The organism is Oribacterium sp. KHPX15 (assembly GCF_900107835.1).
Taxonomy (GTDB): Bacteria; Bacillota; Clostridia; order Lachnospirales; family Lachnospiraceae; genus Oribacterium.
The window spans coordinates 1-12,849 of the sequence record NZ_FNRG01000022.1 but is presented as its reverse complement, the minus strand read 5'-3'; the positions used below and the strand labels follow the sequence as shown (position 1 = coordinate 12,849).

Sequence of the window (12,849 nt, the reverse complement as noted above, 5' to 3'; positions counted from 1 at the left end):
AATAGTACTCCGTTTCTTTTTTTATTATTTATTCACTTTTTTATTCAATTATTTATTTTTCATTCACTTTTTCTTTAATATACTCCCAATCCGGACATCGGGTATAGTTTTTGTTTGGAAACTCACATTCCCGGTTCCAGGGGCGATCAAAAACCATGATCTTCAGGTCCGGCATATGATCAAAAAATCTGAAAGCCATGGGTGAATCCTCTACTGCAAAATCAAATTTCATTTTGTAGTAGTCCTCAAGCTCCAGATTGAATTCACTGTTCTTGATAAAGGAGTCTCTTCCATATTTGTTGAGGGTAAAAAGACGGGCACGATCAAGACCATGTTGGTCAAGCCATTTTCTGGAGTGCTCATAGGAACTTGCAGGGCGACCGGTAATGATAGAAACTTCATGCCCCTGATCGATCCACGCATTAAGGACTTCCGATGCTCCGGGTGTTTCCTCATAGGATAAAAGGATCTCGGGAAGATGCCCTTCTATCATCATTTTTTCATATTCTTCATCCGTAAGATCAAAGGAACTTTTAAGATTAAAAAACCGTACATCTTCATAGGGAACTTTCTTCCCGAAAAGTCTTTCTGCAATTACTGTGAATGCTCTGGCGGTTTCGCAGAGACAATCATCAAAATCCACATATATTTTCATAACTATTCTTCCCTCTATAGGCGCATGTTATGCGCCGCTTATTTCTGACATACAGATGCTAATCTAATTGGCTCATTTGTAAACACCTGCTTTTCGCGGTTTTTATCCGACATACAGATGCAGATCTGATCGGCTGTCTAAACAATTATACTGGAATCATAGTTTAGATACAGTCGTTTGTATAGGTTTTATTTAAATTATACTGTTCTGATTTCAGTATTGTCCAAAAGGAAAAATATAAAAAAACAAGCTCATTTGCGGTATGTATTTACCACAAATGAGCCTGAATCAATCTTTCACCATATATCATTTACTGCAGCTTTTAATCTTCTCTGCGGAATCTGTTGTATCTTCCGGACAACCTTTGTTCCACCGCACAGACGCTGCCTTATCTTCTTTTCGTCCAGGTACTGTCCGATGAATACACACTGACACTTTGTGTCAGGTGAAGATGTTATGGCATACATACGGTCCGCAAGATCGAATCTGAGCATTTCTCCATCGATCATCACTGTCCCCTTGGCTCTTGCCATATGCCCGAATTCATTGTGAAGGCAGTCTTCAAGGAACATTACAAGTTCAGCAGGATTATGAAGCTCTGTCCGGCTAATGCTTACCTGTGTGAATTCATCCTTTGCAACTGCCTCACCGGCAGAATCTCCTGATAATGAATCAGACCCTGAACCCGGTATGGCAGTAATTTCGGAAGTATTATCAGAAGTATCTCCCAAACCCATAAGAGACATCCACCATTCATCACTCATGTTTGAATAATGTGACCCTATGATCTCAGCGTGTGGATTTATATCTCTTATCATAGCAGATACTTGCTCAAGGACTTCCGTGGAAGCATGTTCACACTTGGAAAAAACAACGGTCTCAGCATTGGCAACCTGATCCCTGTAAAGCTCAGGCCACTCCTTCATATTCTGTTGGAAATTTTCCGGAGAAAGAACCACTGCAGGTTTCAAAAGACTGATGCTGCCGTGGAGAAAAGGCTGTAAATTATTGATTATATTGCTGAGTCTTCCGACACCGGTGGGTTCAATGATGAGATACTCAGGGTCAAGAGATGAAAAGATGGTAAATACGGAATTTGCAAAGCTGTCCTTCATGGTACAGCAGACACATCCCTCCATAAATTCCATGACCTGAATGTCATCTTCTTTGGCGGTATCGTTCCGGAGCTCCAGGGAATCCAGATTGTTATCGCCATATTCATTTTCCATGATCACAGGGTGAGTCCCGGTTCTCTTTATAAGTTCCTTTATAAATGTGGTTTTTCCGGCCCCGAGAAACCCTGATACCAATAAAATCTTCATCAACAAACTCCTGTAAAACAAAAACCGCTGCATGAACTATATCTTGCTTATAATCCACTGACGCATCCTGATACAATATATCAATTTGAATAAATACTAAATCAGGGCGGTCCTGAGACCGCCCGGGATATCATAATAAATCTAAGAGGAATAGAAATTAAAATGATTACGGCTGGTTATCAAGGATAACAACAGGCTTGATGAGCTCTGCAGGCTTATCCTTCATAAGCTGAAGTGCCTCAGGAATGTGCTCCCAACCGTGGAATACATGTGTTGAAAGTTTGCTTACATCAAGCTTTCCTGAAGAAACAAGTGCTCCGAGCTTCTCCATACGAAGTCTTCCGCCCGGCATAAGTCCGCCTGCGATCTGCTTGTGACCCATACCAACACCCCATTCAACACGAGGAATTGTAACGAAATCACCGCTTCCAAGGTAGTTTACATTACCGATCTTTCCGCCTGCCTTAAGAGCCTTAACAGCTGATTCAAATGTCTTAACTCCGCCGCCTGCAACGATGACTCTGTCAACACCCTTGCCGTTTGTCTTGGCGAGAACCTGCTCCTCGATGGTTCCGTCCTTGTAGCTGATGAACTCGTCTGCACCGTAGAACTTAGCTGCTTCTACGCATTTAGGACGTGTGCCTACTGCGATGATACGTGAAGCACCGCGGAGACGTGCACCCGCAACACTCATGAGACCTACAGGGCCGATACCTATAACGAGAACTGTATCACCAAACTGTACGTCAGCAAGCTCTACACCATGGAAACCTGTAGGAACCATGTCTGAAAGCATGCAGGCATCCTCGAGAGTCATACCCTCTGGCATGTGAGCAAGGTTACCGTCGGCGTCATTAACATGGAAAAACTCTGAATCAAGACCATCCTTGAAGTTTGAGAACTTCCAGCCTGCAAGCATTCCGTTTGAATGCATTGAATAGCCAGCCTGTGCCTCAAGTGAATTCCAGTCAGGTGTGATGGCGGGAACCAGAACCTTGTCACCCGGCTTAAAGTCCTTAACCATGCTTCCTACTTCAACGACTTCGGCGCATCCCTCATGACCAAGGATCATATTGTGACGGTCACCTACTGCACCCTCCCAAACAGTATGTACATCAGATGTACAGATAGCGATTGCCAGAGGACGGCAGATAGCGTCCATAGGTCCGCAAGCCGGACGATCCTTCTCAATCCAGCCTACCTCGCCAATCTTAAGCATTGCAAAACCCTTCATATAATACCTCCTTAAATTGTTAAAAAATTATCGAGCTAAATTATGTTCATTATACACTATTGATAATTTTTTGTCATGTACAAAAATAGAAAATATTAACTACAAAAAGATAATAACAAGATAATATTTATAAATAATGCACAACTAAACCGGGGAGGTATAGAACTATCCTTTGTCGATTGCTATAAAATTATTATTAAATGATAAATATGTCCTGATGCTTGAAATGATGGGATATTAAACCACCATCCCCTCAAGCTTCTTCCTGTCGATTTTTCCGTTTGCATTGTGAGGGAGTTCCTCCAGGTGAAGCACCCTGTTCGGCAGCATGTATTTCGGGATTTTCGATTCCAGGGCGCGGAGCATATCACGTTTCGAAATCTCTTCTCCGGAATACACCAGAACTATCATCTTTCGTCCCATGTCATAGACGCAGGCACAGGTTTCGACTCCCTGCACTGCTCCGGCTGCAGTTTCTATTTCACCAAGCTCGATCCTGTAGCCGAGATGCTTGATCTGAAAATCCTTCCGGCTAAGATATTCAAGCTCTCCGCGGGAGTTGTAGCGGACTATGTCGCCGGTTCTGTAGATGATCTCCGGCCAGCCTTTCTGAAGGGGATTCTGAACAAACCTTTCCGCTGTTTTCTCAGGGCTGTTCATATAGCCAAGTGCTAATGTACATCCCCTGGCACAAAGCTCGCCCTGTCGGCTTTCGGATCCGTCTTCAGTCGGTTCCACTAATTCTCCCTTCTCGTCAAGTACCAGTATGTCCGCATATCTGACAGGAAAACCTATGGGGAGTGATTCATCGTCCCTAAACTCACGGTCCAGATTATAGTAAGTGCACACATAAGTTTCCGTGGGTCCGTACATGTTGGCATAAAGTGAATCAGGCAAATGTTTCCGCCAGTAGTTCAGCTGCTTCACCGGCATAACTTCACCGGCAAAGAAGATGTACTTCAGATACTTCGGTACCTCTGCCTTAAAGGCGTCAAGATTTGCTGCCATACAGAGTGCAAAAGGCACCCAGAAAATGGCTGTCACCTTATATTCATTCAGGAACTGTACAAGCTTCACCGGGAAAGCGAAATATTCAGGCGGCACGATAACCATGCTGCAGCCGAATTTCAATACACTGTAGATATCATGATCTGACACATCAAAATAGAAAGGCACCTGGTTGCCAAGCACCTCTTCCGATGTGAAGTGATATTCCTTTTCCAGCCACTCCATGTTGTTGATCATGACTCTGTGAGGTACTACAACACCCTTGGGAACGCCTGTGGATCCGCTGGTGAAAAGTACGTAAAGCGGGTCAGAGTCAACACTTCTTTTCCTGATTGAGTTCAGGACGGAAACATTAACCTGATACTGTATAGCCTCCTCATAGATGATAACATCGGTATCTGTATTGCTGTCTCCTACGCTGAAGAGTTTAGCTACTTTCTCACGATCTGACTCCCGGGTCAGAACAACCGCGGGCTTCAGCACCGAAAAAATAGTACGTATCCTTTCCTCCGGCATGGTCACGTCTATGGGACAGTAAAAGCCGCCGGCATAGACTGTTCCCATAAATCCGAGAATCATATCCACCGATTTTTCCATGAATACGGCTACAGGTTTTCCTTTAACAGATTTACGGGCGAGAAAGCTTCCAAGCCTCCTCGCCCTGTCACCTAAATCTCCAAAGGTTATTTTGCCGTTTTTATCCATGTAAGCATTTTTATCCGGAAATCCCGCTTCAGAGGCTTCCAGATACTCCAGTACATTTTTGACCATTTTTTCCTCCGGATCACTGTTTGTAAATGTATTCGATTTCTTCTACGGAACCTGCCGCATCTGTATAGAAGGTAAGCTCGGAATGGCCTTTATCATATCGGTAAATTCCGTACTTCCCGTCGCTTGCTCCGTAGATTTTTGTTACGTCAGAGGCTTTGGAGCCGATGCTTATACCCTCCGGGGTTGTCACATTTGCCCCGGTGATGACAAGGGCTGATATGCATTCCTTTCCGTCTTTTGGGAAAGTGGAAACTTCAAAATCTTTGTAGGTATAAACCTTGTCCTTTCCCTGATATGCACAGCTGTCCGTTTCGAAAACCGCTTTTGTGGTTTGTCCGAGAGCCGCAATAACAGTTGCTGCTTCGTCTCCCATTTTTATCTCTGTCAGGCCGCTTTTAAAGGTATAGGATTCCTCCGTCTGAGCCTGATTTGCAAAAGGTAAACCGAAGGCCAATGCTGTCACCGGCGCCATGGTCATGGTTAATGCAGTTAAAAGTGAAGCTGTTAATAACTTTGCTTTCTTCATAGTCCTTTCCTTTCGGGTTTATATTTTTTATGATTTGTGAGCATTGCAAAACTTTAATGAAATACTAAAACATTATTACCATAATTATATCGTCAGAAAACTAAACATGTAAAAGCCTTAACGTAAATTTTTTAGCCGGTTATAACGTAATAAGCATGTCATATATTACAGATCTGACACTTATTGATGGATCAGCAGAAATATTAATGAGTGTACTCTCCTGCATATTTCGCAAGGTATCCTTTCTCGGCGAATTCTTTTGTCTGGGCAGCTTTATCAGCTTCGTAACGATTCTCTTTTTCTTTCCAGAGGACTGCGAGTTCTGGCTCGTTTCTGTGATCCTGAAGACCTGCCTCCAAAAGCATTGGCCCAAGATAAGAGGAAACCTTTTCGGCACCGTAAACATTCATATGGAGACCGCCGTCGTAGGTGTCGGTATCGAAATCAATGCCTGTCTTTTCGATATCTTTCAAAGCATTGATGTAGGGGATACCGTAGGTTCCGGCATAGTCCTCAATCTGCATGTTCCACTCCTCATGCCATACTGGATAAAGAGAAGGTGCCTTGAAAAACATTAGCTTTATGCCGTTTTTATCACAGAGCTCACGGATCTTATCGAGGTATTCATAGCCCTTTGCCTCAAATTCCGGATTACGTACACGACGCTCTTCCGGGAATTCTCCTGCCGGTCTCACATCGGCTCTCAGATAGTAGCCGTTGTGTGTAGTGGGCTCACCGTGAAAGTAGTACTTGAGGTCATCCTCTGAAAGGTCACTCCACCTGGAATGGAATCTGAGAAGCGGGAAAACATATTCTATAAAGTGTTCCTCCGGCATCATGGTGTTTTTTATCGCCATAAGCTTTGCGTCGGACCATTGCATGCCGTCCAGGGTCATTCTGTTGTAGGTTTCACTCACCTGTTCAATTTGCTGCATTGCGGAAATGCTGAGAAGAACTGCTTTAGGAGTCTCGTACCTGAGTGTATCCTCCAGAAGATAATAGGATTGAGGAATCAGCTGCTGGGCACTTCCGCGAATCCAGGAGGTGATACCGTATTCCTTCCAAAGTGCAACCGGGGAAATGTTTTCGTAGGCTTCGCAGTCACCCAGGATCAGGAGGTCGTGGGAAGATTTGTCTTCATAGTACTCTCCTATGAAGGCACCTTCCGTGACCTGCCCCATATACTTGGGTACAAGAAGTCGTGTTAGTGCTGTGAGGCTACCTGCAATGATAAGAGCCGCTATAAAAAAACGGGTATATTTTTTGGAGTCCAAATTACTGTTCCTCCTTAAAAAATCATGTATTGATTTTTGATTCTGAAATAAGGATTTAAATTCAACATACGGTTTAGTAGTCTTTTTGAAATCTGATGTTTGTCATAATCATTGGGACTGAAACTATGTTTATCCGGTTTCTGTTTGAATTAAAACTGATTGTATATAAACTGACTTGCGTCATATCCCTGTCCGTAGATTCCGAATATCAAAACACAAAGGAACAGTCCATAAACCAAAATGAAACGTATCCATGCAGGACGCTTTGACAGCCATTCTCTCATGGGAGTTTTCAGGCTTACAAAACCGGTCCAGACCATTAAAGCTACAGACAGGATAAGTATGGTGAAATCCTGTATAGTGATTCCCATGTTAAATAGGGCTCCACCTATCAACTGCCTCGGATCAAACTCTGTAAACATGCTGACAAAAAGCCTGAATACTGAAGAAAACGGATAGTATTCAAACATTTCCAGCATGCAGAAAATGAGAAAAGTTCTCACCACTTCAAAACAGCCGTAAGCATTGGACTCTGTCCAGGTGTGGGTTTTACGGAATTTTTTTGACCAGGAGGAAAGCTCCTGAGAGATCAAAAGGGCGATACAGTTTGCCATGCCCCAGCATACAAAATTCCAGGAAGCTCCGTGCCAGATGCCGGTTACAAACCAGGTGACAATGCTTGCTATATAGAGAGGTACTCTTCTGCCCATGTTTTTCCCGAAAACCTTCCTTGCTTTTTGGGAAAGCTTCCCCACAGATTTACTCATGGAAATGGGGAAGAAAATGTATTCGCGTAACCAGCGCATGAGTGACATATGCCATCTTCGCCAGAACTCAGCGAGGCTTTTTGAGAAAAACGGATGATCAAAGTTTTCCGGAAGAGCGATTCCGAAAAGCTCGGCCACACCAAGCACGATATCTATACCGCCTGTGAAATCCGAGTACATCCAGATGGTGTAGGAAACCATGCCTATCCACACCCAGATTCCTCCGAAGCCTTCAGGCGCCTGTGCTATGGTGATGGCAAGAGGCGCGATACGGTCAGCCACCACAAGTTTTTTGAAATATCCCCATAGCATCCTGAGAAGTCCGCTTCGGATTCTTCTGCTGTCATAGGTATAGCCTTTGAATAGCTGATCTTTGAGTTCGTCATATCGGCTGATGGGACCCTGAACCATTTGGGGGAAGAATGTCACAAACAGCGCATAGTGCCCGAGATTCTTTTCGGGTTCTGTCTTTCCTAGATAAACATCCGTAAAGTATCCGACTGACTGAAAAGTATAGTAGGAAATTCCAAGTGGCAGGAGCCAGTTTACGTAGGAAAAACTTACGCCTTGTGGTTCCAGAAGTGTATTGATGTTTTGAAGGAAAAAGTTTGTGTATTTCAGTACTGCGAGAATACCTGCATTAAGCAAAAGACCAAGGATGAATAAAGACTTTCGTTTCTTCTCTCCCTTTGGAATCCTGCTTATGGACAGCGCCAGTCCCCAGGTGGACAGAACTGTGACTAAGACAAAAACAAGTCCGCCGGGACCTCCGCAGGCATAGAAAAGAAGTCCCGCCGTAAACATTAAAATCCACTGAAATTTTTTCGGAATAAGATAATAAAGGATGACCAGCACTGCCAGAAACAGCAGAAACTGATAGGAAACAAGAAGCATGTCAGATTACTCTCCCCGTGATTTTTGAATCAGTTCATAAATCTTTTTGGCTGAGCTGAAATTCTCAGGCAGGATGTCTTCCGGGGCAATGCTTACACCCATTCGCTGGTTGATGTCCGTCACCAGCATTACCATCTCAAAGGAGGTAAGAACGCCATCCTCTACAAGGGTGTCACAGGTTTCATAGTCTACGTCTGGGTCAATGTCTTTAAGGATTTCGATAAGTTCTTCCATGGTTGTTCTCCGTTTTGTGATCAATATAAAGGTGTAGGCGGATAGAGACTCTGGTCAAATGCAAAGCATCCTCTGTGGGCTGCTGAATATGCCAGCATCTGTGCGTCTGTCAGAAGGCAGAAGGTTCCGCCTGCGGCTCTTGGAGTAGTATCAAAGTGGTACCATTGACCGTCGCATTGAGTCAGATTCCAGAAGTGATCATTGTCGGTGCATCGGATAACTTCAATGCTTGGGAATCCTGCTCTCGTGAGCAGTGCCTGGGTTACCGCAAAATAAGTGTAGCAGTCACCGCGATGCCTTCTCAGACCTTCATAGGCCTCAGTCACCCAGTCTCTGGTTGCAGAGTGTCCGCTGTAAGAAAGATTACTGCGTACCCAGTAGTAGATATTGGTGAGCTTCTGACGATCAGTCATACCGTCATAGACAAGCCCGGAAAGAACGTCATCACACATTGCATCTACAAGTTTTTCAAGGTCGCTCTTCTGGCCTTCAGGAGGTATCACTACAGGATTCTTGTAGTGATTTTCAACTTTTGCTGCACCGGAATCATCGAAATCATAAGTAAAGCCATCTATGACTGACTGACAGTTCCTATACATGTTGCCATTTGTAGGGTCAAGATAATACATAACTCCGTTTTCTGTGTACCAGCCGGTATCCATGTAGCCCGCAGGTCCGAAATGATACCAGTAACCATTGATAAATTCCCACTTATTCACAGGATAATATGAATTGTAATACTGGTACCACCAGCCGATGGAATCCTGTTGCCATTTTCCTGCAGATATTCCATGACCTATAACTCCTGCAAAGGCAGTGCTCACACTGCCAAAGGCCAATGCTCCTGTCAGAAGTATCGCTGCTGCGGTTTTCGATTTTTTGTTTCCCCTCATGATGTAAAGTCTTCCTCTTTTCATAATAATCCCCATTACGCCACTTTTGACCGGCGGCACAAATAGTAATGAAAAATATTTTCGCACTAAGCTTTATGATTGATGGTGTTTTATTTGTAGTGAAGATGCACAATCGTCATTAATAAAAGCTTAGCACTTTATTTCATTATGTACAAGAAATGACATGCACCTTTATGATGATTGATAGTTTGATATAATTGTTTAGAACGTCATAAGGGATTTTTAGAATACTCTGTTCCGGGGTCCGATAACTGATTGTCAGTCATTAAGCTTATGATGTTTGTATAGATTTCATCAAGGAAAAAATAACCTATGTCACTAAAAACAAACCCATACTCCTATATCAATATCCTTATTATAGGTGCAGCTGTTTTTCTGATAACTTTACTGGCAGACATGGTTCTTAACCTTCCGGTAAGTACACTCACCATAGTATTTTTACTTTTGTTATTATATGTATGTGTGAATAACGGCGTACTCATGTCAAAAGAAGGTTTCCGTCCTATACCATCTCTGATATATGTGATCACAGCAATGTACATTCTGGATTCATATTTTTTATGGTTTGGAACAGAAATACTTCCTGCCACTGTATTACCGTTTTATCGGCTAATAAGACCCTTCGTCAAATATATGGAATGTACAGTGATAGCCATATGGATAATGGGTTACGCTGTGCTAAGGATAAAACCGGTCTATGACAAAGACTATATCATCATACTTGGATGCTCCATCAGTAAGAACGGACTGCTGCGACCACTTATAAAGAAAAGAGTCAATCGTGCCATACATTTTGTATGGGAGCAGGAAATCGAAAATGAGAAAACCGCCTATTATGTTCCTTCCGGCGGAAAAGGTGATGATGAGCCTTTGAGTGAAGGCTCTGCCATGGAACTGTATCTTCTTAGCCACGGTGCTGAGGATTTTGAGGTTTTTCCGGAAAAGAAATCGAGAAACACCGAAGAAAACCTGAAGTTTTCGAAGAAGATCATCAACGATTTAAAACCTTATGCCAAAATCGCAGTTGTAACCTCCGATTTCCATGTATTAAGATCCGGTATGCTTGCCAAAAAAGAAGGCATGGAAGTTCAGGTTATAGGAAGTGAATCAAAATGGTATTTCTGGCCCGGTGCTTTCTTCCGTGAGACCATCGCAATACTCTATATGTACAGGAAGGTTCACATTGCCGCATTGCTGATATGCCTGGCTTTGGGATTCTGTATAAATCACTAAAAGCAACACATACCAGTGGGGACGGTTCTCTTCGGCGAGAACCGTCCCCACTGGTATCACTAAATGCAACAAAAGATTCCAGCCGGTACTTATAAGATGAATAACAATTAAACTTAGCATAACTAATGTAAAACAAAGGCCGGTGGGCATCCGTATTAAATGGATGTCCACCGGTACTTGGTAAATTAGAAAAAACGGGAGAAATTCAGTGTGAATTTCTCCCGTAAATTTTTGTGGACTATTTTGCTGTTATGCTGCCTTCTGAGTTTCAGCGGTAGTCTCGGCTGAAGTCTCTGCAGTCTCTGTTACTGCGGCATTGACTTCAGGCTCATGATACTGCACATCGGCTCTTGTGATGCCTTCAGGATAGATATTAACGAAATCATTCTTCATGGAAATAGGGATATAGCCCTGCTTCTCATAATCAGCTGACTTCTCGTCCCATTTCTGGGTTCCCCATTCTCTTACGTCATCATCAGCAACAACAATATAAGCCTGTGCCGGATAAGGATTTCTCTCATCCAGAGCGTAATTCATCATACTGGTATCACTTCCGCTGTTTCCGAAAGCAAGTACCGGATACTGTCCGATTTCTCTCTCGATCCAGATGGTTTTGTTGGCATTGAGGTTCTTCTGGATGAAGCCGCCTGTCAATACAAGTTCATCACCGTTCTTGTACTTGAAATCCATGTTGGAAGGTACTTCCTCATTGCCCTTAACCTTAACTTCAAATTCTGTTCCGATGACATGGCTTGGAGATACATACTCACTTATAGGTGAGTTGGCAACGATTGCTCTTGTGGTTGTACGTTCTGTTCCGCTGACAACATAAATGGTGTAGTCATTATCATATAGATATTTTACAACTTCCACCATAGGAAGATAGAAACCATCCAGATATCTCATATTGTTAAAGCTTGGAGTCTTCTTCTGTCCGAACTCGACTGCATAGTCATAGAGCTCCTTGACAGTCATACCGGCGTAGGCCTTGGCGAATTTTCTGGCAAGTGCCTCTCCTGCTGTATAACCCGGCTTCAGTTCCAATGCTGCCTGCTTCAGGTCATCACTAACCTTATCAGGATGATCCTCGAGACAATAGCTTATGAACATACAGGTATCATAGTAGGTGAAGAAGGTTTCGCAGGTAAGTGTTCCGTCCATATCGAATACTGCGATACGATCCTTAACTGGGATATAACTCTTGCTGTTTTCATCTACGGATGCGGATACAAATTCTACAAGAGACTGCATAGCCTTGGATGAAGGATCCCATTCGGGGATTGTGACTGTTTTCTCTGACCTGATTTCATCAAAATTGATAACCTTATTTTCAGTTGAATCGGATTCGGTCACTGTTGCTTCTTTTGCAGTTGTTTTAGCTTCGGTAGTTGTTTCTTCGGCTTTGGTTGTTTCAGCTGTAGTTGTTTCTTCAGCTTTGGTTGTTTCAGCCGCTGTTGTTTCTTCAGCTTTGCTCGTTTCGGCCTTAGTTGTTTCCTCAGCCTTGGTTGTTTCAGCTTTGGTGGTTTCCTCGGCTGTTGTAGCTGCTTCTGTTGTTTCCTCGTCCTTAGAAGCTTCTTCTGTTTCAGCAGCCGTCTCGGTGGTCTCTTCAACGGCAGCCGCCGTAGTAGAAGCAGGAATGGATGTAGAGTTACATGCAGTGATACTCAAAGGCAATGCTAGTGCAAGCATCAGTGAGATTAATTTTTTCATATGATCATAACCTCCAAATTTTTGACTTTGTTTCTAATCAATTATAAATAAGGGAAACATAAATGTCAGTAAAATTTGAATAAAATTTCCATCACGCTCTCACTTTTGAAAAATCTATGCTACATTTTCCGCCTGATATTCCTACAGGAATTTCAGCATCAAATGCATACTGTTTAGGGGCATAATCTTCATCCGAAAATTGATGAACATAAACTAATCTATGTTTGGGGTCTACGATCCAGTACTCTTTGACTCCTGCCATTCAGGATGACCCAAATCCAGATTACCTGAAATTAAGTCAATGTAA

The 12,849-nt window shown here is 43.1% G+C and carries 12 protein-coding genes; 1 reads left to right on the top strand and 11 read right to left on the bottom strand.

The genetic code is table 11. The annotated features are described in order from the left end of the window. Nucleotides 1-52 precede the first annotated feature (52 nt). The 9 genes from BLV86_RS12460 to BLV86_RS17900 form a co-directional block, all read right to left on the bottom strand. Nucleotides 53-655, bottom strand: coding sequence for a 5' nucleotidase, NT5C type (locus BLV86_RS12460; RefSeq protein WP_090817917.1), 603 nt, complete (start codon nt 653-655; stop codon nt 53-55). Nucleotides 656-951: 296 nt separating this feature from the next. Then, nucleotides 952-1,977, bottom strand: a complete 1,026-nt coding sequence (locus BLV86_RS12455; protein ID WP_175456545.1) for a CobW family GTP-binding protein — start codon at nt 1,975-1,977, stop codon at nt 952-954. Nucleotides 1,978-2,143: 166 nt separating this feature from the next. Further along, nucleotides 2,144-3,211, bottom strand: a complete 1,068-nt coding sequence (locus BLV86_RS12450) for an NAD(P)-dependent alcohol dehydrogenase (RefSeq protein WP_090817912.1) — start codon at nt 3,209-3,211, stop codon at nt 2,144-2,146. Between the two features lie 237 nt (nt 3,212-3,448). Further along, nucleotides 3,449-4,990 (bottom strand): amino acid adenylation domain-containing protein, encoded by a 1,542-nt coding sequence (locus BLV86_RS12445; RefSeq protein ID WP_090817909.1) that lies wholly within the window; start codon nt 4,988-4,990, stop codon nt 3,449-3,451. A gap of 13 nt (nt 4,991-5,003) precedes the next feature. Next, on the bottom strand, nt 5,004-5,516 hold the full coding sequence (locus tag BLV86_RS12440; protein ID WP_090817907.1) for a hypothetical protein: 513 nt from the start codon (nt 5,514-5,516) through the stop codon (nt 5,004-5,006). Nucleotides 5,517-5,719: 203 nt separating this feature from the next. After that, entirely contained in the window at nt 5,720-6,790 is a 1,071-nt protein-coding gene (locus tag BLV86_RS12435) for an SGNH/GDSL hydrolase family protein (RefSeq protein WP_090817904.1), read from the bottom strand. A 149-nt stretch (nt 6,791-6,939) separates the two neighbouring features. Next, the gene (locus tag BLV86_RS12430) at nt 6,940-8,451 is read right to left on the bottom strand and encodes an MBOAT family O-acyltransferase (protein WP_090817901.1); all 1,512 of its coding nucleotides are present in this window, start codon (nt 8,449-8,451) and stop codon (nt 6,940-6,942) included. A gap of 6 nt (nt 8,452-8,457) precedes the next feature. After that, nucleotides 8,458-8,685, bottom strand: a complete 228-nt coding sequence (locus tag BLV86_RS12425; RefSeq protein ID WP_031548795.1) for a hypothetical protein — start codon at nt 8,683-8,685, stop codon at nt 8,458-8,460. Between the two features lie 20 nt (nt 8,686-8,705). After that, a complete protein-coding gene (locus BLV86_RS17900) occupies nt 8,706-9,602 on the bottom strand; it encodes a transglutaminase domain-containing protein (RefSeq protein WP_090817898.1) in 897 nt (298 codons plus the stop codon). A 309-nt stretch (nt 9,603-9,911) separates the two neighbouring features. Between BLV86_RS17900 and BLV86_RS12415 the strand changes: the two genes are divergently transcribed. Continuing rightward, nucleotides 9,912-10,832, top strand: a complete 921-nt coding sequence (locus BLV86_RS12415; RefSeq protein ID WP_090817895.1) for a YdcF family protein — start codon at nt 9,912-9,914, stop codon at nt 10,830-10,832. A gap of 249 nt (nt 10,833-11,081) precedes the next feature. On the opposite strand, the gene BLV86_RS12410 is transcribed toward BLV86_RS12415, so the two are convergent. Both BLV86_RS12410 and BLV86_RS12405 read right to left on the bottom strand, forming a co-directional pair. Then, complete coding sequence (locus BLV86_RS12410) at nt 11,082-12,542, bottom strand: HAD family hydrolase (protein WP_090817892.1); 1,461 nt, start codon at nt 12,540-12,542, stop codon at nt 11,082-11,084. Between the two features lie 91 nt (nt 12,543-12,633). Beyond that, on the bottom strand, nt 12,634-12,804 hold the full coding sequence (locus tag BLV86_RS12405; protein WP_090817889.1) for a Uma2 family endonuclease: 171 nt from the start codon (nt 12,802-12,804) through the stop codon (nt 12,634-12,636). Between the last annotated feature and the right edge of the window lie 45 nt (nt 12,805-12,849).